Raw genomic sequence first — 21,695 nt, 5'->3', positions numbered from 1 at the left:
GGTCATGACGCAGATTCCCACGCTGACCGGAGTCGTCGAGTCGAGCGACCTGGGCCGGGTTCTGGTGCACGAACACGTCTTCGTGATCTCCAGTCACGAGTACGTGAAGAACTACCGCGACGACGTCGACGAGGAAGCACTGATCACCCAGGCGGTGCGGGAGCTGACCGAACTCAAGGCCGCCGGTATCGACACGATCATGGACCCGACTGTGTGGGGCCTCGGCCGCTACATCCCGCTGACCCGGCGGGTCGCCGAACAAGTGCCGATCAACATCATCGCGGCCACCGGCCTGTACACGTACGGCGACGTGCCGTTCCCGATGCTGCACGTCGGGCCCGGCGAGATGTTCGATCAGCCCGACCCGTTGCCCGAACTGTTCGTCCGCGACCTGACCGTCGGGATTGCCGATACCGGGATTCGCGCGGCTTTCCTGAAATGCGCAATCGACACGAAGGGCCTCACCCCGGGGGTGGAACGGGTGATGCGGGCCGTCGGGCAGGCGAGCGTACGCACCGGCGCGCCGATCACCGTGCACACCGACTCGGCGTCGCGGTCCGGTTTGGTCGCGCAACGGGTGCTCGGGGGAGAGGGAGTCGACCTGCGCAAGGTCGTGATCGGCCATTCCGGGGATACCACCGACCTCGGCTATCTGACGGCGGTGGCTGACCAGGGCTCGCTGCTGGGCATGGATCGGTTCGGCCTCGACGCGGTGCTCCCGCTTGCCGACCGGGTCGCCACGATCGCTGAACTCGTCCGGCGCGGCTACACCGAGCAGATCGTGTTGTCGCACGACGCGTTCTGCTTCGCCGACTTCTTTCCACCGTACGAACCGCGCACCAGCATGCCCGAATGGAATTACGTCTACATCTCCCACAAGGTGCTGCCGGCGTTGCTTGAGGCCGGAGTCTCGCAAGCCGATATCGACACGATGCTCGTACACAATCCACGCCGCTATTTCGAGTAGGTCGCATCCATCGCCGACCGAATCACGCGCCGTCAAGATGGCGGCAGTGCTGAATCTGGATCCACGTGCCTGCCGTTGCTCGGTAAACGAGGATCTGCGGCGGCCGGCGAGACGCTGGTCGCGATGACTCTCGGGTTGGCGGCGTGTTCGTCGAGTGGTGGCCGCATTGTGCCGGAATTCCAGTTCGGGATGAGCCGGAGAGCATGCAGGCGGTTCGTGGGCGATATTTTCGGCGCTCCGCTGACAATCGAGGGGCTGCTGGCCTGGGCATGGGTGTTGTAGTGGACTTTCCCGGGCGTCGCTGATGGGCTTGTGATGGGGCTGGTCAAGTGCTAGTCGGACGGTTGCTGGGCAAGATGGGCCTGTCGCCGGGGCGACCGTTTGTGGCGTGCAGAGCTGGAAGAGCGACGAATATTCCGCTTTCTTCGCGGCCGCGAAGAAGACCGGTGCGGTGGTGTACGTCGCCCGGCGAGGCCCTGGATCAGGTCCGATTTTCACAGTGGCCCACGTGGGGACGAATGGGCGTCATTACCGCTTCGTTGGAAACAAGCGGTCGAGTATCGGGCGCCAGAGCGTGCTCTGAAACAAGGGTTTTCCACAGGGGGTTAAGTGGTCCGTTTCTTATCCACAGAAACGAAAACTGGCACCCCGACTGTCGGTGGCAGCCGGTAAAATTGGGTCATGAGCAGAAAACGACGGCGACCGGAATTCACCGACCCAAACATGCAACCGTGGCGGACCATGCCACCCAGCTGGGTTCCTCTGCAGATGCTGGAGGAACTCGACCGGTACGGCCGAGCCGACGCGGACACCGCGCTGGCCGCGATCGAAACCTTGGATAAGGTGATTTCTTATGCGCAGGCGATGCAGATGCGGTTCATGGACCGCTTCACCAACGCCCGCCCAGCCGTTGGCGCACCGTTCTCCAAATACGCGGCCGGTGAAATCGCCGCAATGCTGACCTGGAGCGTGTCAGCGGCCCAGAAGCGGCTGAATTTGGCGTACCAACTGGTCCATGAGCTGCCGGGCACGATGGCGGGGATGTCTCACGGCGCCCTTGACTTGCGTAAGGCGTTCACGTTCGCGGACCAGGTCGGCCACCTCTCACCCGAGGACGCCCGGAGAGTCGAGGAGAAGGTGCTACCCGGCGCCGACTCGAAAACGCCTCGATCGATCCGGGACAGGGCCCGCCGGGAGGTCATCAAAATCGACCCAGCCGCTGCCGAAGCCCGCCGCAAGAAACTGGTCTCCGAGAGGCGAGTCGAAAAACAACCCTGCGAAGACGGCATGGCTCTACTGGGCGCTCTCCTGCCCGCCGAATCAGCGGAGGCGATCTACCGTCGCATCGACGCGATCGCTCGCAGCCTTAAAGCCAAAGACGAGTCCCGCACCATGGACGCACTACGCGCCGACGCCCTCACCGACCTCTGCCTCGGCGTGCCCAGCAACGTACGCACCAAAATCGAACTCCGCGTCGACGCCACCACGTTGATGGGCCTGGACGACAACCCAGCGATCCTGAGTGGATACGGGCCGATGACCGCGCAACGCGCACGAGAACTCGCCGGCGACGAAAACAGCGAATGGTACCGAATCCTCACCGACCCAGTCAGCGGTGTAGTGATCGACCACGGGCGTACGCGCTACCGCCCGACCAGGGCGCTGCGGGACTTGGTGAACGCACGCGACCAGCGATGCTGCGGCCCCGCCTGCAACCGGCCGGCGGCGACCTGCGAGTTCGACCACACCATTCCCTTTCGCGATCCGGAAGGGAAGACCGCGTATGACAGTGCCGGATCGGCCTGCAAATTCCACAACGACATCAAAGAACACGGCTGGACCGTCACCCAACCGACGCCGGGCCGATTCCTGTGGACCAGCCCCACCGGTCGTACGTACGACGTCACCCCCAACGACGAATACCCACCACCACCGTTCTAGCGGTAGGAAGGGCACCGGTGATCCCGGGTTCACCACGGCCAGCGAGAGTCGCTGGGTCAAGCACGTCTACTACCAAGACGGGGATGTCATAGTGAGCTTTCCGATGGTGTGACGGAACGGACTTGGTTTATGGCTGGTCAACGGCTGAGTCGGAAGCGGAGTCTGCGGGCGCAGGCTTTTGCGGATGTTCGAAGCGGGCGTCGATCCCGAGACGATTCAGGTAGCACTGGACGCTGGCCTGTCGACGGTCTACAAGTGGTACGCGATCTGGGCCCCGACACGCCAGACCCGGTGATGGAGAAGCCAGGTCAAGCAACCTCCCACACCATCAAGATGCTCTTCCGCCATCCACCCTGCGCCACGTCTCAAATGTCCCTTAACTCACTACCGGCTTGGTAGCAGCGGATTGAGCGTGAGTCCCCACGCCACGGTGCGACCCTGGTCGTCGTACTCGATGTCACCCCCAGCGGGCACCACGGCAAGGTCCGGTTCGGCGACACTTGCTGCCGCGGCGAGCTGATAGACCGCGATCGGTTGGGCCAGCGTAGGAGCGGGTTAGCGTCGATTTGCTTTCGGATCACCACGACCGCGTGGTGTGAGAGTTGACATTCCCCCCGGGGGTAGGACGTAGCGTCGGCCGCGCATCCAATCGACGGACGGAGAATAATAATGACCATCGCCATCCCGGGGGTAGATTCCGAAGCGTTTCAGAACGAGGGCTTCGCCGTTGTCCCCGAGCTGTTCACTCGTGACGAGGTGGACAGATTCCGGCGAGCAGCCGAACGCGAGTTAGATCCTGGCAATCACAACGCAAAGGTCGGCCTGGTTACCACGACCGACGCCTGGGAGCACAACGAGGCGCTGCGTGCGCTCGCGTTGCACCCGCGTCTGGGGGCTGTGGCCGAGCGGCTCGCCGGCCGTCGGCTGCGGATCTGGGGCGGCGAGGTGCTCGCCAAGCAGCCCCACGAACGGACGCCCAGCTATCTGCACGACGACCAGGTCTCCAGCCTGCTCGACTCGCCGATAACCTTCAACGCCTGGATCGCACTCGTGGACGTTCCGGTAGCCCGCGGCGCGATGTCGTTCCTCCCCGGGTCACACCGCCGCCCCGGCCCGGATCGCGTCACGGTGGCCGACCTGCCCAACGACGCGTTCGCCAGCTATTTGCTCGACACCTGGCCCGACCTGCAGTGGAAGCGGCGCATGACGATCCCGCTGCGCGCTGGAGGAGCGACCTTCCACCATGACCGAACGGCGCATGAAGCCGGGCCAAACACGACCGATCAGATCCGGCTGGCCTTCGTGGTGACCTTCACGGCCGCCGAGGCCAGGTATCGGCCCCAGAAAGGACGTGACCCACTGGCGATGACTGCCGGGCAACCCATCGATCCCGACCGCTACCCGCTGGCCGGCACCGCCGAGGCCGTTTCATGAACCGACCAGACCGTGAGCGGTACGATCGCCTGACTTCGGTTTGGTGGTAGGGCTGTCGAGCTATTGGCCCGACCGAAAGGAAACAGCGCGACGTTGCCGCCTGTGATCCCGATCCCGTCGCGGGGTTACAACCGTGTTGGCGATAGGTTGCGCGCATCCGGCATGATCGCCAGGCAGGGTGATGCGGGATAGTGTATTCGGTAAAGCGTCGGCGAAAGGTCGGTCGCCTCCACAACCACGAGCAGCTGATGCAACGGTTAACCTGTCCGCTCGGTCTCTCCTCGTCGTGCTGTTTCGAAGGTGTCGATGCGGTCGAGGATTTGTTGCGCGACGGCGATCCGTTGCTGTAGTCGTTGCCGGGAATGCCGCAGTAGTTCGGCCAGGTGGGAGCCCACGGTGTCGTTGTCACCGGTGGTGAAATTGGTGGCTAGACGGCGGATTTCCGCGATGGTCAACCCGAGTCCGCGCATCTCGCCGATGAATCGCACGCACCACAGAGCGTCGTCGGTGTAGAGCCGGTATCCGGCGGCGCTGCGGCCCGGAGTGCGGATCAATCCGAGGTCGGTGTACTCGCGCAGGGCCTTCACAGGTACGCCGGTCCGTGCCGACAGTTCCCCGATCGTCGCCAGGCGTGTTTTGGTGTTTTTCGGGTCCATGGGTGCCTTTCTCTCATTCACCGGTGTTGAGCTCGGGTTGTTCAGCCGGCGCAGCAGGACAGCTCAATGACATCGGTGGTGAAAGAGGTCTATTCGCATTGACGAATATCTACGCGAACCATACTATGCGTCTACGCGAATAATTCAAGTCCCATGGAGGCGCCAGAATGACCCGGTCCGGCAGCGGCACCATCGTGTCGGGCGATCCGGCCTGTACACACGTCGATACGACGGCGAGATTTTTTCGCGCGCTGTCGGATCCGACCCGGCTGGCGCTGCTGGAGTTCATCGTTGCCGGTGAACGAACATCCGCCGACTGCGTGCGGTACGCCGGAATTTCCCAGCCTCGGGTCTCGGTGCACCTGTCCTGCCTCGCCGACTGCGGATATGTCGTCGCTCGCCGTGACGGCAGAAAGCTGCGCTACTCGATCGGGGATCCGCGGGTGCCCGACCTGCTGACTCTGGCACGGGCACTGGCGGTCGAGAACGCCGTCGCTCTGGATTGCTGTACCCGCATCCCCGCCGCCGTGGACGGCAGTCGATGAACGCGCTGAGGAATTCGGGCGGTCACACCGGCCCCGCTCGTGGTGACATTTCGCCATGGTGGAGTCCGGTTCCAGGACCTTCGGAAGTCGACCGAACTGCCGTGGGACGCGATTCTACTGGATGGGAATAAAACGGGCGCGCCGTACGGGTGTCGCGGCGCGCCCGCCCCCCTTACGCGAGCTGGCCTATCGACCTACCAGCTCCGCGGCTCGTTTCAGCAACCTGGTGATCGCGGCCGGATCGTCATCGTTAATCGCGGGAAAGCCGCTGCCGAAGCCACCGTTCAACCATGACACCCGCACTCCAGGGTTCGGTACGTTGGTGCCATCGGCGAGAAATACATGCGGACTGCAGTTCACTCGCCCGCCTCCTGCTTGGTCGAACTGATCGATCACCGATGAGCGGAAGGTTCCGTGGTCGAGGGCCTGCTGAAGTTTGATTTCGTCAACACCGTCGGTCTCGGCTGCGATGTCCAAGATCACGTGCCTGAGTGAGATACACCGGTGGTCAGACCAGAAGGCGATCCGCAGTGCCCGGTCGAGCTGCTCGCTGGCCGTCCAGCCCTGCGCCTTGCATGCCTGAACTGCTTCCAGCGCGGGCAGGGTCGTCACCGGATACGTCCAGTCTGGACCCGGCCGCAGGCGCCATCCGGCCTCCGGCTCGAGGGCGCCGACGACCGCGGCCTCCGAATCGACGCCCGGCCGGGAATTGACTGACCGGTTGAACAACTCGAGGGGAAAGGCCGGTGATCAAACCAGAGCCGACCGTCGAGTCCGAGTCGGCTTCTCTCGCGATGTAGTCGATACACCGCCAGATGAGCGAATGAGCAGTTCAGGTCGGAATAAATGGCAAGGACGGCCGGCGAGCTCGGCAACAGTGGATTCTCGGACACTTAGTGATCCTTTTGGATGTCAGCCCCACGATGGTCGCGGATGCAGGTGACAGTAGTAATGCGGCCCGGCGAGAGCAAGCCTGAGGTTATTACGAGAAAATGACCTGGAAATGGTCCACTAAATGGACGCGTAATTGGACCAGCGTGGGCAGCCTTTGCGTCATTCGACAGGTATAGTTCGCAGACATGGCACAGCCTTGGACTGCGTTCGGATTAGAACTTCCGCTGCTGCTGAAAAGGACTGGACAAGGCCGGGTCGCGGGGCAACTGGAGACCGCCTTACGGTCAGCGATAAACTCGGGCCGCCTTGGCAAAGGCACGAGGTTGCCGTCCACGCGTACGCTCGCGTTCGATCTTGGTCTGTCCCGCGGCACCGTGGTCGAGGTATACAGCCAACTGGTCGCCGAGGGTTATCTCATCGCTCGCCAAGGATCGGGCACCGAGGTGGCAGTGGGCGCGCGGCCGCTCGCGCTGGCCCGAACCGGCTCGGCGCGGCCTGGTCCCAGAGCTCGGTGGGATTTCCGTCCGTCGCTACCTGATTTGTCGCTCTTCCCGCGCCCGGCGTGGCGGCGCGCCCTGACCTGGGCACTGGATAATATGGCAGACGAGGCGCTGGGCTACGGCGATCCGCGCGGCGTGGAAAGCCTGCGCACCGAACTGGCCCAATACTTGCGCCGGGTTCGTAACGTTCACGCCGATCCTGAACACATCGTCATCTGCAGTGGCGTCACCCAGGCGCTGACACTGATCTGCCGGGTACTGTCCGACCATCCGGACGTGGCCGTCGAGGATCCAGGATCACCCGCATTGTGCGCGCGAATCTCGACGGCTGGCCTGCTGCCGGTCTCGATCCCGGTCGACGCCGAAGGGCTCCGTGTCGACCTGCTTCGCTCGAGCCCAGCAAAAGCGGCGCTGGTTACCCCGGCACATCAGTTTCCCACGGGCGTGGTGCTTTCCGCTCGGCGACGAGCCGATCTGCTGCGTTGGGCAGCAGAGGGCGGCCTGGTCATTGAGGACGATTACGACGCTGAGTTTCGGTATGACCATCGTCCGACCGAGGCTTTGCAGTCCGCCAGTCCGGACCGTGTGTTGTACGCCGGGTCGGCCAGCAAGGCGCTGGCTCCGGCGTTGCGGCTGGGATGGCTGGTGTTGCCGGCCCACCTTGTCGACTCGATCGCCGACGCCAAACAAACCGATGACTTGGGTTCACCCGCTGTGGAACAGTACGCGTTCACCCACCTGCTGGCCACCGGCGCGTATGACCGCCATCTCCGGCACGCACGCACGATCTACCAGAGCAAACGAGACGCACTCATGAAGGCAATTCAGCGGCATCTACCGATCGCCGATATTCATGGCATCTCCGCCGGTCTGCAGACCATGATCAGCCTGCCGTCCGCTGTTGACGAACATCAGTTGGTCAAGACCGCCCGCCGAGTCGGCGTCGGCATCTATCCGCTTGGCGACTACGGCTCCGGCAGCCGACGGATCGGCCCTGGCCTGGTCCTCGGATTTGCCTCGCTTGGTCCTTCGGAGATCGCCAGCGGTATTGAGTGCCTTGGGCAATGCATCACTCAACTACTCTCCGTTGACCATGAACGGCGATGACGTTTCTGCTGCGGACCAGGAAACCTGACCAAACTGATGCCTTTATTTCCTCCCTCTTGCTGCGGGTTCTTGTAGTACGCCAGCGCTGCCGGGCCTAGCTCGACAACCGCCGGATGAACCTTCGTGCCTTGGTTGGCAGCCGAAACGCGGACTTTTTACTGTTGTCAAAGGATCGTTGGACCGATTGCTCGGGCTGATGTGGAGGGTTGACCTGTGCGACACGGTCCTGGTCGCACGTCGAAGTGGCCACCGGATGCCGATGGCGGCCGTGGTAGTGGGCAGGCCGTGCGGCGTCGGCGTACCGCTGCGTCGCCTCGGCGCAAAAAGGTGTAACACGGTTGGTACGAACAGTGATATCCGTTTTCCCATCATCAATCATGCCCGATGAACGCGACGGACTTGATCGTCATTCCCGATTCGGCAGCCTTTTTGGCTAATTTCTGCCGCTCGCCGGCACAAATTACTCTCAGGCTGCGGCAGCCTACGGAAGGTCGATTTTCGAACGTTTTCATCGCAACGCCGGGGTCTGGAATATCCGAACTGGCACAGAAACCCCTTCAAGAATCGGACCAAAGCCGCTGCCCCTGCGACGGTATCGTCGAAGCCCGGACTCCGGAAATACCCGCCGGATCTGAGCCATGATCCCAGACAAGCCCGAGAGAAGAACGTCGTGACATCTCCTCAACAGCCATCCCCGAACGACAGCCGAGCACTGCCGGACCTCACCGGCCAACTGGCCGGACGAGCCGCGCAACTTGCCACCGAACTGCCACCCGAGGTGCTCAGCGTGTTCTTCGGACAGGCAGCAATGCTTGGCGAAAGCGACCTGGAAAGCAAAGTGCTCGCCGCAGGCTCGCGGGCACCCGACTTTTCTCTGCCGGACCCGCAAGGTGACGTCGTTGACTTGGCGGCGATGCTGGCCCGCGGACCCGTGGTTCTGACCTTCTACCGAGGAGCCTGGTGTCCCATGTGCAACCTGCAGTTACCGGCACTGCGGGACAGCCTGCCGGCGTTCACCGCCGCGGGAGCTTCACTCGTTGCGGTGAGCCCGCAACTGCCAGATGGCTCGCTGACCATGGCTGAGCGACACGCGCTGACATTCCCGGTGCTGTCGGACCTCCGCAACGTCACCGCCCGCCAGTACGGACTGGTGTTCACGATGTCCGCCGAGGTAGTCGACACCGCCCGCGCGATCGGTGTCGATTTCGTTGCGGTCAATGGCAACGACACCTGGGAACTGCCTATTCCGGCGACCTTCGTCATCGATCGCCAAGGAGTCATACGCTGGGTGCAGGCACACGCCGACTGGCGTCAACGACCGCAGCCACAGGCCATTCTCGATGCGCTCACCGCTTTGGCCGATGAACCGGAGTGAGCATGCTGTCCGGTGTAGCGCGGGCGACCCAGTTTGTCATATCCCAGCCTGCCGCACGTCTTCTTGCTGCGATCGGACCCGATCGAGCCGTTCTGTCAATGTGACCCAACCATTCCGCTGTTGATTAACACCAGGGAGCAAATGATGCAGTTTCTCGTCCTGAGCCACACCAAACCAGGCGCCACCGACGCCCAGGTAGGTGAGCACATCGCGGCCGAGATCGAGCGGGCGTGGAGTTACTACCTCACCGGAATCATCCGGCAGATATTCGCGCGTACGGCACCCGCCGCGCCTGGAGCCGTCCTGGTGATCGAGGCGGAACAGCTCACCCAAGCGCAGGAGCTGATGGATCAGATGCCACTGGCGCGAGCCGGCCTCGCCACTTTCGAAGTCATCCCGATCGGACCGTTCGCGCCATGGAATGTGCTGATGTCAAAGATCGACACCGTAGTGGGCGACGCCAAAGCAGATGCGTCGGCCTGAGCCTGGAATCGCTGCTCGTTCGCTGGGAGCGTTTCTCCAAACGCGTACGTGCCTATCTCGCTGGGCATTGGATGGTCGACAGGAAAGGCTCTACTTCCGTGGGCTAATATTCGGTGCGGGGCAATTATGACAAACCTCATGGGCGAGTCGTGTTGATTACAACTGCCCCGCCAGCGCCGGGTAGCGAACAATGGACGAGTACTCGGGTTTCGGGCCCGCACCGACCACGGAGGCAGTCCCTTGTCTATTCACGAATCGCCGCGGCCAGGTTCAGCATGAGCGCGCAAACGCAGGAGTCGTCCAGGTTCGGACGCAACATACGTTTCCGAAAAGAGTTCCGCGGCACCACCAGGCTCTCCGGTTTCTACCTTTTCCTCAGCCTGGCCACCCTGGTCGGCGTGTTCTTCCTGCGCGACAACGCGACAATGGTCACGCCAGCGGTGTGGATTCGATGCTCCATCGTGGCTGCGACCTCCATATTGCTGGTCTTGCTCACCGCCGCCGCGGCGCGCGGATCAGCAGGGGGATACATGCGACTGCGTATCTCCTCTGCGATCCTGCTGGTGGCGGTGATCGTCATTCTCGTTCTGCCGGGCGACTTCCCGCTGTGGATCAAAGCCGAGCAAGCTGGGTGCGGGTTGTTGCTGGCGGGAGTGGTCTACAACGTCAACCGAGCCAAGGTCCGCAGCCTGTTCGTGAGCTGACTCTGGCATTTGGTCCACGACCGCGGCTACTTCTATCGGCAGGGTCGCAGACCCGACTGGGCGATACTCCGCAGATATTTGTCAGCGACCACCAAGGAATGACAACTGTCATCAGCTAGTCCCAGTGGAAGCATTTCCACCGAGAGAAAATGGGGTGTCAAAGTGCGTTGGACAAAAGTCACCGCGGCTACATTCATGGCGATATTCATGGCGATCGCAGGCACACTTGTCAGCGACCAGGGCGCCTATGCGGGAATTGGGTGTGGTGCTGACACTGTCAGCGAAGGATATTTTCAGGTCGACGTTCAGCGCGCGGTGTTCAGCTGTGATGTCGTTGCGTTCGGCATCGAAGGGGTGCATGGGCCGTACGGCGGCGGTCTTTTTGTCAACGCGTGGGGTCCAGATGGCATTCAGGGTAGTGTCACGCTCACCGCGAATGGTTACGTCAACGTATGGAGCGGCGATCATGCGCCCGGCGGCCTCTGGTGCGGACAGATAAGCGACGAATACTGGACCAGGGTCTGTCTCAGCACCTGACTTCCGTGACAGCACTGGGCTCGGCGTGTTCCCTATCCGATGGCCGGTCCACCTCCAAGCTCGGCCGGCGAATGATCTTCCTGCTGGCTCCGAACGGGTGAGAGACAACGGACGGCTTGTTCTTCCAGCTCGGACTTGCCGGTGACGCCGTGGATCTGGTGAGGTTGTTCGAAACGTACGCGCGCGGGCTTTGGGCGAGGCCGCTTGAGTTTCTGGAGATGCCATGACTGCGGCGCGGTTGTTGGTGGAGGCCGAGCGGGACGCGGTTCAGATCGGTCGGCTGTCGGATTTGTTTCCGGAGCTGGACGTGGCCGGTGCGTACGCGATCCAGCTCGAAAACATCCAGCGCAGGGTCTCGGCTGGCGCCGCGGTGGTCGGTTACAAAGTCGGCCTGACCAATGCCGCGATGCAGCAGTTGCTCGGGGTGTACGAGCCGGATTTCGGCCATCTGCTGGACGATGTGACCTACTCGGACGGGATCTCGCTGGTAGCCGCGCGCTATTGCCAACCGCGTGTCGAGCCGGAGATCTGCTTTCGGTTGGCGGAAACACTGCACGGTCCCGGTGTGACGGTGTCGGACGTACTGGCCGCCACCGACGCCGTCGCGCCAGCGCTGGAGATCGTGGACAGTCGCATCCTGGACTGGAAGATCAAGCTTGTCGACACCGTCGCCGACAACGGTAGCGCGGCGGCCATGGTGGTTGGCGCCTTCCAGCCGCTGGACGGCCTGCCGGATCTGGCGTCGATGACGGCCGAGCTGTTCGTCGACGGCGAGCTGATCGGATCCGGCGCTGGCGAGGTCGTGCTCGGCCATCCCGCCGCAGCGGTTGCCTGGCTCGCCAATGCGCTCGCTGGCTGGGGCACCGGGCTGCCGGCCGGCCATCTCGTGCTTCCCGGCTCGATGACCACCGCGCCGTTCGTTCACGCCGGCCACCGCGTCGAAGCGCGCTTCGACGCGCTCGGCACTGTGTCCGCGAGGTTCACGTAAGGAACCCGTCATCAGGACCGATGTGCGGCATTCCGTCCTGCCGCTGGAACGGCGCGGAACATCGCGACCGGCCTGTGAATGGACGACAGCACGATTTCGGGCTGCGCGCGATCGGCTGCAGTGGAGCGACCTACCAGCTCTGGTACCTGTCAGAAGCCTGACAGCGGCGGCCTTTGGCGTGAATCCCCCGCCGGCGGGGGATGTTTCCTTGGGCGGTTGAGATAGTCACCAGCGAGCCCGACCCTGGGCTGCCTCTTCGCGGGGACGCTCATCGGGCGGACGGCAGGACCCCACCGGCCTGCCAGGTTGTCCATGACAGGTTCCAGTCGCCGTAGCCGTCCCAGCTGGGTGTCGTGGGTCCGCCGGTGTTGACATAGCTGAAGACGTCCCCGATATGGGCGAAGTTGAAGTAACGCTCGGCGTCGGCCACAGTGAGGTTGGTGCAGCCGTTGGAGGTGCTTCGGATACCGATGTTGCCGCCGTTCCAGCTGGCTGAGTGCACGAATTCGCCGGAGCTGGTCAGCCGGACCGACCACGGCACCTGCAAGTCGTAAGGGTCAGCCGGGTTAGTGGACATCATGCGCTGGACCCGGTCTTTTTCCATGACTATCTTGGTCCCGTTGTAGGTAGGGGTCTTCGATTTTCCCAGCGACACGGGCAATGTCATCGCGGGTTGACCGTCCGATGTGACGGTCATCCGTTTCGTCGCACCGTCCACGGTGGCGATGTTCGCGGCGCCGGTGGCGATCGACAGGGTGAGGCTGTCGTCATAAACGAGCCCATTGCCGGCAGACAGGCCCTTGACTGGGAAAGCGACCTCTATCTTGGCGTGCGCCGGCCAATATTGCTGGAGCCGGTAGTGCGCTTCCAGAACCTGTCCGGCCCGTGCGGACCGCTCCCAATACCAGGCGCCGACGGCCGGCGCGCCGTTGACGGTCACCGTCGTCGCCTTGTCGAAGGCACTCGCATCGGTGACCTTGCGATTGAAAAACGCGACGATTGGCATGCCCACGCCGTACACCGTGCCGTCGCTCTCAAGCAGTGACAGGTGAACGGGAGCACCCGTCAAGGCTGGTCCGGGCGAGGCGGATGATCCCGGGCTGGCGGGACCGCTTTTCGACGGTGTCGGGCTGCCGGCAGCATTGCTCCCACCCGACGAACAGGCGGAGAGAACGATGAAAGCCGCGACGGCCACGGCGACCGCGCGGACCGCGCCGCCGCGGGTGGCTAAAATGTTCATCTGTATATTGTACGCTGACCGTTGCGCGCTGGAATTTTCCGCGTTGACTCATGAAAAATGCCCGCGTACGTGATTCTTGCCCATGCAAGGGCGCCGGTGTGGTGTACGGGCCTTGGAAGGCAGTGAGGTTGACGGTGACTGTGTCCTGGTCGCAGGAGGCGCGTCGGCTATCTGCACCGCATACTGTGCTGCGTCTTGGCGAAACGACCGAATCGAGGAGGCCGAGTGCCTGACGACATCGAGTACGCCATTGCCGCACAGGTGACGCGTCTGCGCGACACTTTCCGCACTGGTCGTACGAAGCCACTGTCCTGGCGCATCGATCGGTTGCAGCAGCTGCGCACGATGCTTGACGAGCAGCGTGAGGATTTCCGCGCCGCGCTTCAGAAGGACCTCGGCAAGAGCGCCGCGATGGCTGACCGTACCGAAATCGACTTCGTGATCCGTGAGATCGACCACCTGCTCGCGCATCTTGAGGAGTGGCTGCGCCCGCAGCCCGCGGCGGTGCCCGCTGCGATGGGTGCCGCGACCGCTTGGACCGTCTTCGATCCGCTCGGAGTCGTGCTGGTTGTCGCCCCATGGAACTATCCACTGCAGCTGCTGCTCGCTCCGGTGGTCGGTGCGTTGGCCGCTGGCAACTGCGTGGTGGCCAAGCCCAGCGAGGTTTCCCCGGCCACCTCAGCCGCGATCGCCCGCCATGTGCCGCGCTATCTCCCTGGACGCGGTCGCGGTCGTGGAGGGTGCTGTCGCGGAGACGACAGCGCTGCTCTCGCAACGCTTCGACCACATCTTCTACACCGGCAACGGCGTGGTAGGCCGCATCGTCATGACCGCCGCGGCGAAGAACCTCACCCCGGTCGCGTTGGAGCTTGGCGGCAAGTCACCGGCGTACGTCGACCGTGGCGTGGATCCGGCGGCCGCGGCTGCCCGGATCGTCGCTGGCCGGTTCCTCAATGCCGGTCAGACGTGCGTCGCGGTCGACTATGTCCTCGCCGATCCGGATACCGCCGCCGCCCTGGAGTCCGCCTTCCCGCAGGCCCTCGAGGACTTGTACGGACCGAACCCCGCCTCGGCCCCTGACTACGGGCGCATCGTCAACGAGCGCCATTTCGACCGGCTGCTGGGCCTGCTCGGCGCCGGGCGTGTGGTTGTCGGCGGCACCCATGACCGCACCACCAAATACCTTGCTCCGACCGTGCTCGCCGGGATCACCGGCGAGGATCCGGTGATGCAGGAGGAGATTTTCGGCCCGATCCTGCCGATCATCGAAGTTGCCGACCTCGACGCGGCCATCGAGTTCATCAACGCGCGGGACAAGCCGTTGGCGCTTTACGTGTTCACCGACTCCGACGCCACCCGGGACCGACTGCAGAACGAAACCTCCTCCGGTGCGCTCGGCATCGGACTCCCGCTGGCTCACCTCACCGTGCCCGAGCTTCCCTTCGGTGGGGTCGGCGAGAGTGGCATGGGGCACTATCACGGGCTGTACTCGCTCGAGGCATTCAGCCACCGCAAGGCGGTCCTGGAGAAACCACTCGGCTGAACAGCGGTGTCAGGGAGGTGTGCGTCGGGACCGCGTCGGCGGTACGGGTGCGTCCGGCCGCCGCGCGGACGGTTGGACCGCCGACGGTTTCACCAGGACCCGGCGGTTATCCGTTGACCCTGGAGGCGTATCCACCCGACATGGAGACAGGGGTGAACTCCACTTTGAATCCCACGCCCACTCCGTCTTTGGACTCGGCTTTGCCGATGGCAGGGAAGATCAGGCGTCCCACCATGGCACCGCCGTCCATGAACTCCAAGGCGTCGATACCGGTGTAGTTGTGCTTGCTGCCCTGGACAACTGATTCGAAGTTCATGAACCTGGCCACCACGATCGGACCGGCGATGTCCGCGGGCGCCCAGTACTGACTGGGTTTGTCGGCTTCGACGCCGTCTTTCTCGAGCTCCAGCTTGATGAGACCGATGCCCAAACCACCTTCAACGAGCTTCGCGTGCTCCTTTTCCTTCTCCGGTTTCTCCCATTGGCTGATTCCCTTGCTCACCAGGTTCTTGGCGGTATCCCAGGCACCCCCAAGCAGCCCACCCGCGGCCCCCTTGGCGGCCCCACCGGCGGCCGTACCAGCCTGACCTTCCAGCGACGCGTCGACGCCGATCGAGGCCTTGAGCTCCATTCCGACAATCTGATATTTGGAGGTGAATGCCCAGTCGGCACCAATGTTGTTGGCGTACGTGATGTCGACGGTCGTCACCAGCTTCTCGACCACCCATTTCATCCCGTCGAACACGGGGTTGGTCGGGGCTTCGTGATGCATCGAGATCTTGTACTGGTGCTCGGCATTGAGGTGGTGGCCGTCGAGGAACATCACCAGCACCCCGGACGGGATCGCCGACGAGCTGACCTTCTCGCCGCTCCCGCCGCCGATGCTGTCGAGTTCACGGAGCAGCTTCTGCCGGTCGCCGGCCAGTTTGGCCTTGGCCAGCGGAGCCAGCGAGGCGTACCAGGAGTCGTATTGGGGCAGCGAACCACCGCGACCATCGAAGGCCGCCATGGCCGCGGCGATCCGAGACTGGCCGGGCAGGTTGCCCGAGCCGCGACGGTTGGTGTCCTTCTTCCAGGCCTCGAAGTCGCCCAACGCGGCGTCAATGTCGGCGACGAGCTGATCGCCGCCTTTCTGTTCCCAGATCTGCTGCACCTCGCCGGCTGGTCCCGGCTTGGCGCCGGTCTGCCCACCAGCGCCGGGCCCGCCCGCGTCGCGCTGCACCGCAGCCCGCTTGCCGTTCAGCAACCGAGCCACCGCCGCGTTGCCGGCCGACCGCTGCAGGTCGACCAGCCCGCTGGGATCAGCTGGCCGTGCCGGATGGAGCGGCGGTCGACTGCCCGTTGTCGGTCGTTGCTGGTTGTCGTCGTGCTGTCGCATGTCCCGATCTCTCCATCGGCGGGGCGAGCGCCTCGACGCTGGCCAAGAATAGGAATCTATCAACCCCCGAAATCAAGCACCAGCGGAGCGAAACCAAGGCTCGCTGCTTTTCGTGACCATATGCGCGCGGCCTGGCGGAGAAGTTCACGGCGGGAACACACAACTGCCCAATCGGGAAATGGCCAGCCAATTTCTTGGCGAGATTTTTACCTGAACAGGGCCGTATGAATGCGTTCGAAGACAAGAAGTGTTCGCGCGATTACGGAACGAGTTTCGCCCTTCACTCCAGCGGGCGCGGCTGTCGTACGTCAAGACCGCCTGGGTGCGTCCGCATATTCTCGAGGTGCTGCGCTACCTCCGTGCGACCCGGGCGACTCGGCAGCGCTCAGCCACCGCTGTCCCGGGCTGTGCGGCGAACCGGGGGAGCCCTGTTGCTGGCGGGTCCGAAGCCAGAGACTGCGGACAACAATGTCTGGTCAGGTCGACTCGGGATTTGTCATTTGCGGGTTCCTGGTTTTATTTTGTTTCGGTGGCTTAGAAAGTCACTCGGGCTGTTTGGAGGGCGCGGACCGCGGGCGCGTTGCGTGCGGCTAACGCGTGGTCGACCGGGCGGCCGGACAGCCCGCGAAGGAAGTCGACGGCGTCGGCGCGGACGTGTCCGGTCGGAGCGCTGTCGCCGAGCTGGAATTTGTCGCCGGCGGGGCCGGTCAGTTCCAGTGTGACCGCCGGGCCAGTCCAGCTGGCGGCGAGGTCGCGAATGACCTCGTTGACGATCCAGCGGTCGTGGTCGTCAAAGACCATCGGTTGGTCCGTGGCGCGACACAGATCAACGCGGTGCATCCAAAGATCGCGGCTGTAGATGATGTCCTGGAGGTAGCCGATGGTCCAGCGCGGCGGGTCGGGTATGCCTGGGCGGATCGTACGGTTGCGGATGACTGCTGGCATCCGACGTACCGAGCGCAGCGCGCGCGGCCAGGCCGTCGCGAAGGCCGTGACCAGCTGCGGGCCACTGTCCTCGGTATGGTCGGCTATTTGCTGCGCGGTGAGCGCATCAAGCTCGATACGGTCGGGAAAGTGCCGCCTGCCGTGGCGGATCCGCCGGGTGACGGTGAACAGCGACGCGAGGTCTTCGGCCTGACCGACCAGATGCGCGGTGATGTCGCGAACCGACCAGCCGACACAGTCGGTCGGTTGCTGCCAGTGGTCACCGATTCGGCGCAGTACGGCCAGGATCGCGTCGCCTTCGGCTTCGGCGGCGTTGGCTGCCTGGTCGCGATCCGGTTTCTGTCGCCGAGCGGCCGGGTACGTGGTCATCGGCGTCAAAGTTTCTCCGTTGGGGTGTAGTAGGCGCAGAACATGTCAATGGCTTGTGGTGCCAGTCGGACGTACCGCCCGGCTCCCAGGTCCACTGCCGGTTCGTTGGACAGCTGTTGGCTGAGCAGACCCGCCATCAGCGAGGTGTAGAGCGCCAACCCATCTGGCTCGGCGGCCGCCGGGGACAGCCGGCCGGCGGCCACCGCCTCGTCCAACGTGGTCCGCAGCAGGTCAATCGTCTCCACGGCCGGCGCGTACGCCCGCTCGGACGGGGTGAACCCGGGAACTGGCCGCCAGAACAGCAGCTGGGCGAGTACCGGATGCGCGGTGCCCCATCGCAGCGCGCCATCCTCGCCGGCCCGCAGGCGCTCGATCGGATCGGTGATGCCCTCAGACGCCGTCGCGATCGCGACGTTCTGTCCGCGCGCGCCGGCCTCAAACAAGGCGTCGTACACGGCGATCTTTGAGGGAAGTACTGGTAGAGCGACGGCGGGCGCAGCCCCATCCGGCGAGCCACCTCCGCCAGACTCAGCGCCGCGACACCTTCTTCGACCATCACAGCCAGCGCGCCGTCGAGGATTTCCGCGATGGTGTCGTTCCGTCTACGCGTGCGCCTATCGAGTCCCTCGCTCATGGCATTAGCGACCTAACCCACTGTCGGGAGGGTTCTGTGACCGCGCTGCCGTCAACGACGCGGACCTGCACCGAGCAGGCCTCCGGCTTCCCGTACGTCGCCAAAGGAGCGAGCTGCGACCCGGCCAACCGGCTGACTGACGGCCACTGCGGGCAGGTCATGGCCGCGCTCGAGCAACGGATCGAGGGGCTCACCGCCTGCGTTCGCGGCAACCGCGCACGGGCTCGACACCTGCTTGATGCAGCCGCGACGGCACTGCAGCGCGCTGGCGCCTCGGTGCTTGCCGCCCAGACCCGACTGGAATGGGCCGAGCTTGCCGACCCTGCCGACCCAGAAGTTCGGCGTGCCATCGCCGGATGCTTAGAAATCTTCGACCACGCGGGACTGTCCAGCTGGACCGAGCGTGCCCGTGCGGCAATGCCTCGTACCACCAGGCAGCGCTGGCTAGAGCCGCTCAGCCGCCGCGAAGCCGAAGTCGCCGAACTGGTCAGCCGCGGCCACTCCAACCGGCGCATCGCACACCAGCTCTCCATCAGCGAACGAACCGTCGAGGCACGCTTGCACAGCGCCTACACCCGTCTTGACCTCGCCTCGCGGGTCAGCCTCGCCGCTTGGGTCATCGCCCGACAAACCTGACGCCCCACCCTTGGAACCACCTGCTGAGCAGATCCGCCACAAAGTAAGCAGCCGACACTGCCTCACCAAGTGGACCATCGGGATGCCAGCCAAGCGGCCGTGAGTGCTGCTGGTGCGTACGCGCGAGGGAATCCGGACCAGTGATCGGAGTCGGCGGAGTGCGACCAGTGAGCGCCGGTTTGAATCTGTACTACCGGTTCGCACCCGAGGCGTGGGGCCGGGCTGGTTCCGACTGGCTCTGTAAACGACCCCGCCGGCATGCAGTTGAGGTTCGCGGTCACGACCGAAGGCCGCGCTGATCACCATCGCGACTCCAAATCTGTGACCAGAAGGGCGACATTCCAGTTGTCCGTCCTCCGTAACTGCACCACTCGCGCCACTCCGCAGCCACCACGGGCAAACCCGGCCCTGGTCAGGACGCCTATGATCGGTTAAATGTCGCCCTCGAACTATCGGGTACTCCGATCCGCGCGGCTCTCGTACCGAACCAGGATCATGGGGTTCTTTGGGGTAATAGCCTTCATACTCTTCGTCTTCTCCTTCAACGGTGTAACCATGGCGACCTACTATGTGCTGGGGAACAAGGTTGTTGCTCACGTGGACGACTGCCACACATACCCAACGCGGTATACGGACAGCGTTGAGGTCGTCTGTAACGGAACGTGGAAAGAAGCTTACGGCGACCAGGTTGGTCAGATCTACGGCGTGGCGCCGAGCGAGAAGGGCAGCACCATCACAGTCCACGCCCTCCACGGCAGCGCCGTGGAGGACGGCACTCAACTTCCATCGATTGGTGCAGCCGGCGTCAGCTTGGTGGCGCTGGGTGTAATCGGTTTTGGGTTTCTGCTTGGAACTGTTCGGAAACATAGTGCCCGTGCTCGCGCCATCGCCGACGACGCCCAAGGTCAACCACGAACCGTCCCGAAACAGGTCAAGTAAGCACGCCGGACTAAAAGACCCAGCCGTCGCAGGCGAAATCCGTCACGGGCCGGAATGGCCAACGACCTTCGCCAGGCCGGAGCTGCCTCCGGCCGTGGTGTCAGGCGAAACTCGTTGACCGTTGCTCAGCCTCCGAGGAGTGGGCGCATGAAGGAGCGGTCGTAGCGCAGTACGCAGCCGCTGTCCTCCTTGATCCGGTCGGCGGCGATGAAGTCGGGATCCTTGCCAAACAGCGTCCTGTATTGCTCGTACTCGGCGAAACTCGGGAAGCTGAAGAGCGCGAGTGCCTTGTCGCTCGAGCCTTCTGACGGTAGGAAGTATCCGTGGTGGGCGCCACCGTGGCGGTTGGCGAGGTCGATCCACCGTTGGGCGAATCTCTCGAAGGCTTCGATCTTCGCGGGGTCGATGACGTACTCGACGACACAGGTAATCATTCGCTCAAACTACAGTGAGGTAACGGCCATCAGCCGATGGGTCAATGCAATCGACCGCGAAGCCATCTGGGTCTTCTGCATATTTCTTCCTCGATATTCGCCTGCTGGGATGCTTTTCCAAACGTCGAATGCCGCGGCTCGTACGAGTTTGTCAGCGGCAGTCCCACAACACGGGATTGCCGTAACCGATATTGTCATGACCGATGTTGCCGTAGACGATCTCGTTGTCGGCCACGCCGACCAACACGTTGCCGTCGGCGCTGCCGTTGACTGGAAGTTGCCGAAGGTTTCCTTGCTGCAACAGCCGAAGCAGGTAGGTGTCGTCGATCCCCACCGAACCAGCCGAGTTCACCGCGACCGCTTTGCCGTCGACCGGTGAGGTTACGCCGATACCCAGCAGCCAGGTCACCGATCCGACACCAGCCCGGCCTGTCACGACTCCATTGCGGATTGCTCGGCGAACTGGCGGCGGCCGTACGCGGTGGCCACTGGCCGGCGAAGGTTGTGCTGGCCGATCGACGCGACACCACGTGGCCGCAGCTGCTGGCGGCGCCAGGTGCACTGGCGTGGCGTGCCAGCGCGGACCGGCGGCTGGTCGACGTCCTGACGGCGCTCGCCGACAGCGGCATGACCGAGCCAGGTTGGCGAGTTGTCGATGCCTATCCGCCGCCGGACTTCGACGGCGAGCCATATTTTTTCCAGACTGGCAGTGAATTCATCGTCCTGCTCGGCTCGCGACGGCGGTACGAGCCGAAATTCTGGACCGCGTTGCAGTATTCGCCTGGCGCTTTCCGTCTTCCGGTCGGCTGGTCGGTCGACAACGTGCGAGGTGTCGACGGCTCGTTCGGCGCGGAGCGGATCAGGCAGTTCTGCTCGCTCCTGGCCGAGCACGGATCGGTGCCGTGGCGGCCTGCGGCGGCAGCGAAGCTGGCTGATCGCACCGGCCTCAACGCGGTCGAAGCCGCACTTTTGTTGGCGGGACTGCCAGACCCGGTGGACGTACGCGGCCGGCTCGGACTCAGCGCGGCCGATGCCGCGGCTGCCAGCCGGTCGCTCAGCCGGCGTGCCAAGCTGGCCGTGGACGCGGTTTTGCAGGCCGCCATCCCGAAAGAGCTTGAGCAGCTGTGGACGGCAGGACCGGATGTCAGTGCTGCCGCCGATGAGTGGATCCGCCGGTTTGGCAGGCGTACGCCGGTGGACATCGACACGCTGTCTTCGGCTTATGATGCGCGCGTCTCGCTGACCTCGATCGACGCGCTGGCCAGCGAAAAGGTTGGCAGGGACCAATTCGACCGAGCGGCCTGTCCGAGCTGGTCACGGCGATCCGCTGGCTGGCCTATCAGTTGCCGGCCGGTGCTCCGCTGCGCAGTCGGCTGCACTTGCGGCCGTACGCGGCTGGCTCGCCGACCCCGAAACGTCGCTTGAGATTGGCCGGTCGTACCAGCG

Annotated in this window: 23 protein-coding genes and 2 pseudogenes; 16 read left to right on the top strand and 9 right to left on the bottom strand. The window is 63.9% G+C overall.

What is annotated here, in order from left to right:
* Nucleotides 1-4 precede the first annotated feature (4 nt).
* From ABD301_RS21840 to ABD301_RS21825, 4 genes are all read left to right on the top strand, one after another.
* Nucleotides 5-967, top strand: coding sequence for a phosphotriesterase family protein (locus ABD301_RS21840; RefSeq protein ID WP_163569998.1), 963 nt, complete (start codon nucleotides 5-7; stop codon nucleotides 965-967).
* A 123-nt stretch (nucleotides 968-1,090) separates the two neighbouring features.
* Nucleotides 1,091-1,249, top strand: a complete 159-nt coding sequence (locus tag ABD301_RS42490; protein ID WP_163570051.1) for a cytochrome ubiquinol oxidase subunit I — start codon at nucleotides 1,091-1,093, stop codon at nucleotides 1,247-1,249.
* Nucleotides 1,250-1,648: 399 nt separating this feature from the next.
* A complete protein-coding gene (locus ABD301_RS21830) occupies nucleotides 1,649-2,908 on the top strand; it encodes a DUF222 domain-containing protein (protein WP_344312203.1) in 1,260 nt (419 codons plus the stop codon).
* Nucleotides 2,909-3,577: 669 nt separating this feature from the next.
* Nucleotides 3,578-4,342 (top strand): phytanoyl-CoA dioxygenase family protein, encoded by a 765-nt coding sequence (locus tag ABD301_RS21825; protein ID WP_344312202.1) that lies wholly within the window; start codon nucleotides 3,578-3,580, stop codon nucleotides 4,340-4,342.
* A gap of 257 nt (nucleotides 4,343-4,599) precedes the next feature.
* On the opposite strand, the gene ABD301_RS21820 is transcribed toward ABD301_RS21825, so the two are convergent.
* On the bottom strand, nucleotides 4,600-4,998 hold the full coding sequence (locus tag ABD301_RS21820; RefSeq protein WP_163570001.1) for a MerR family transcriptional regulator: 399 nt from the start codon (nucleotides 4,996-4,998) through the stop codon (nucleotides 4,600-4,602).
* A 167-nt stretch (nucleotides 4,999-5,165) separates the two neighbouring features.
* On the opposite strand from ABD301_RS21820, the gene ABD301_RS21815 reads away from it, so the two are divergent.
* Nucleotides 5,166-5,543, top strand: a complete 378-nt coding sequence (locus ABD301_RS21815) for an ArsR/SmtB family transcription factor (protein ID WP_344312200.1) — start codon at nucleotides 5,166-5,168, stop codon at nucleotides 5,541-5,543.
* 186 nt (nucleotides 5,544-5,729) lie between these two features.
* Here the strand turns inward: ABD301_RS21815 and ABD301_RS21810 are convergent, their stop codons facing one another.
* Nucleotides 5,730-6,155 carry a hypothetical protein gene (locus ABD301_RS21810; RefSeq protein ID WP_344312197.1) on the bottom strand — a complete coding sequence of 142 codons (426 nt, stop codon included), beginning with the start codon at nucleotides 6,153-6,155 and terminating at the stop codon, nucleotides 5,730-5,732.
* A gap of 467 nt (nucleotides 6,156-6,622) precedes the next feature.
* Between ABD301_RS21810 and pdxR the strand changes: the two genes are divergently transcribed.
* The 6 genes from pdxR (at nucleotide 6,623) to ABD301_RS21780 (ending at nucleotide 12,131) form a co-directional block, all read left to right on the top strand.
* The gene (gene pdxR, locus ABD301_RS21805; RefSeq protein WP_344312196.1) at nucleotides 6,623-8,044 is read left to right on the top strand and encodes a MocR-like pyridoxine biosynthesis transcription factor PdxR; all 1,422 of its coding nucleotides are present in this window, start codon (nucleotides 6,623-6,625) and stop codon (nucleotides 8,042-8,044) included.
* Nucleotides 8,045-8,831: 787 nt separating this feature from the next.
* Nucleotides 8,832-9,419 (top strand): peroxiredoxin-like family protein, encoded by a 588-nt coding sequence (locus tag ABD301_RS21800; RefSeq protein WP_344312195.1) that lies wholly within the window; start codon nucleotides 8,832-8,834, stop codon nucleotides 9,417-9,419.
* A 144-nt stretch (nucleotides 9,420-9,563) separates the two neighbouring features.
* A complete protein-coding gene (locus ABD301_RS21795) occupies nucleotides 9,564-9,902 on the top strand; it encodes a YciI family protein (protein ID WP_279581451.1) in 339 nt (112 codons plus the stop codon).
* A gap of 275 nt (nucleotides 9,903-10,177) precedes the next feature.
* The gene (locus ABD301_RS21790) at nucleotides 10,178-10,606 is read left to right on the top strand and encodes a hypothetical protein (protein WP_344312192.1); all 429 of its coding nucleotides are present in this window, start codon (nucleotides 10,178-10,180) and stop codon (nucleotides 10,604-10,606) included.
* 207 nt (nucleotides 10,607-10,813) lie between these two features.
* Nucleotides 10,814-11,143 carry a hypothetical protein gene (locus tag ABD301_RS21785; protein ID WP_163570006.1) on the top strand — a complete coding sequence of 110 codons (330 nt, stop codon included), beginning with the start codon at nucleotides 10,814-10,816 and terminating at the stop codon, nucleotides 11,141-11,143.
* A gap of 223 nt (nucleotides 11,144-11,366) precedes the next feature.
* A complete protein-coding gene (locus tag ABD301_RS21780; protein WP_163570007.1) occupies nucleotides 11,367-12,131 on the top strand; it encodes a 2-keto-4-pentenoate hydratase in 765 nt (254 codons plus the stop codon).
* Nucleotides 12,132-12,399: 268 nt separating this feature from the next.
* On the opposite strand, the gene ABD301_RS21775 is transcribed toward ABD301_RS21780, so the two are convergent.
* Nucleotides 12,400-13,371 carry a L,D-transpeptidase gene (locus ABD301_RS21775; protein WP_344312190.1) on the bottom strand — a complete coding sequence of 324 codons (972 nt, stop codon included), beginning with the start codon at nucleotides 13,369-13,371 and terminating at the stop codon, nucleotides 12,400-12,402.
* A 225-nt stretch (nucleotides 13,372-13,596) separates the two neighbouring features.
* Here ABD301_RS21775 and ABD301_RS42485 point away from each other — a divergent pair.
* Together ABD301_RS42485 and ABD301_RS21765 are read left to right on the top strand one after the other, a co-directional pair.
* A pseudogene (locus ABD301_RS42485) lies at nucleotides 13,597-14,010 on the top strand (aldehyde dehydrogenase family protein); the annotation flags it as partial.
* A 58-nt stretch (nucleotides 14,011-14,068) separates the two neighbouring features.
* Nucleotides 14,069-14,914, top strand: a complete 846-nt coding sequence (locus tag ABD301_RS21765; RefSeq protein WP_344312189.1) for an aldehyde dehydrogenase family protein — start codon at nucleotides 14,069-14,071, stop codon at nucleotides 14,912-14,914.
* 106 nt (nucleotides 14,915-15,020) lie between these two features.
* On the opposite strand, the gene ABD301_RS21760 is transcribed toward ABD301_RS21765, so the two are convergent.
* The 4 genes and pseudogenes from ABD301_RS21760 to ABD301_RS42480 form a co-directional block, all read right to left on the bottom strand.
* Complete coding sequence (locus ABD301_RS21760) at nucleotides 15,021-16,292, bottom strand: hypothetical protein (RefSeq protein WP_344312186.1); 1,272 nt, start codon at nucleotides 16,290-16,292, stop codon at nucleotides 15,021-15,023.
* Nucleotides 16,293-16,826: 534 nt separating this feature from the next.
* Nucleotides 16,827-17,606, bottom strand: a complete 780-nt coding sequence (locus ABD301_RS21755; protein ID WP_344312183.1) for a maleylpyruvate isomerase family mycothiol-dependent enzyme — start codon at nucleotides 17,604-17,606, stop codon at nucleotides 16,827-16,829.
* Between the two features lie 5 nt (nucleotides 17,607-17,611).
* Complete coding sequence (locus ABD301_RS21750) at nucleotides 17,612-18,061, bottom strand: TetR-like C-terminal domain-containing protein (protein ID WP_279581458.1); 450 nt, start codon at nucleotides 18,059-18,061, stop codon at nucleotides 17,612-17,614.
* Between the two features lie 23 nt (nucleotides 18,062-18,084).
* Nucleotides 18,085-18,240: pseudogene (locus tag ABD301_RS42480) on the bottom strand (TetR family transcriptional regulator); the annotation flags it as partial.
* 36 nt (nucleotides 18,241-18,276) lie between these two features.
* Here ABD301_RS42480 and ABD301_RS21745 point away from each other — a divergent pair.
* The gene (locus ABD301_RS21745; RefSeq protein ID WP_163570014.1) at nucleotides 18,277-18,876 is read left to right on the top strand and encodes a helix-turn-helix transcriptional regulator; all 600 of its coding nucleotides are present in this window, start codon (nucleotides 18,277-18,279) and stop codon (nucleotides 18,874-18,876) included.
* A 435-nt stretch (nucleotides 18,877-19,311) separates the two neighbouring features.
* Complete coding sequence (locus ABD301_RS21740; RefSeq protein WP_344312178.1) at nucleotides 19,312-19,815, top strand: hypothetical protein; 504 nt, start codon at nucleotides 19,312-19,314, stop codon at nucleotides 19,813-19,815.
* A gap of 125 nt (nucleotides 19,816-19,940) precedes the next feature.
* Here ABD301_RS21740 and ABD301_RS21735 read toward each other — a convergent pair whose 3' ends face one another.
* A complete protein-coding gene (locus ABD301_RS21735; protein WP_163570016.1) occupies nucleotides 19,941-20,249 on the bottom strand; it encodes an NIPSNAP family protein in 309 nt (102 codons plus the stop codon).
* Nucleotides 20,250-20,400: 151 nt separating this feature from the next.
* Nucleotides 20,401-20,685 carry a hypothetical protein gene (locus ABD301_RS21730; protein WP_163570017.1) on the bottom strand — a complete coding sequence of 95 codons (285 nt, stop codon included), beginning with the start codon at nucleotides 20,683-20,685 and terminating at the stop codon, nucleotides 20,401-20,403.
* Nucleotides 20,686-20,699: 14 nt separating this feature from the next.
* Between ABD301_RS21730 and ABD301_RS21725 the strand changes: the two genes are divergently transcribed.
* The gene (locus ABD301_RS21725; RefSeq protein WP_163570018.1) at nucleotides 20,700-21,674 is read left to right on the top strand and encodes a hypothetical protein; all 975 of its coding nucleotides are present in this window, start codon (nucleotides 20,700-20,702) and stop codon (nucleotides 21,672-21,674) included.
* The last annotated feature ends 21 nt before the right edge of the window (nucleotides 21,675-21,695 follow it).

Source organism: Fodinicola feengrottensis (genome assembly GCF_039530045.1).
Lineage (GTDB): Bacteria > Actinomycetota > Actinomycetes > Mycobacteriales > HKI-0501 > Fodinicola > Fodinicola feengrottensis.
The sequence above is the reverse complement of the archived record's forward strand: the minus strand, read 5'-3'. Positions and strand labels throughout refer to the sequence as shown.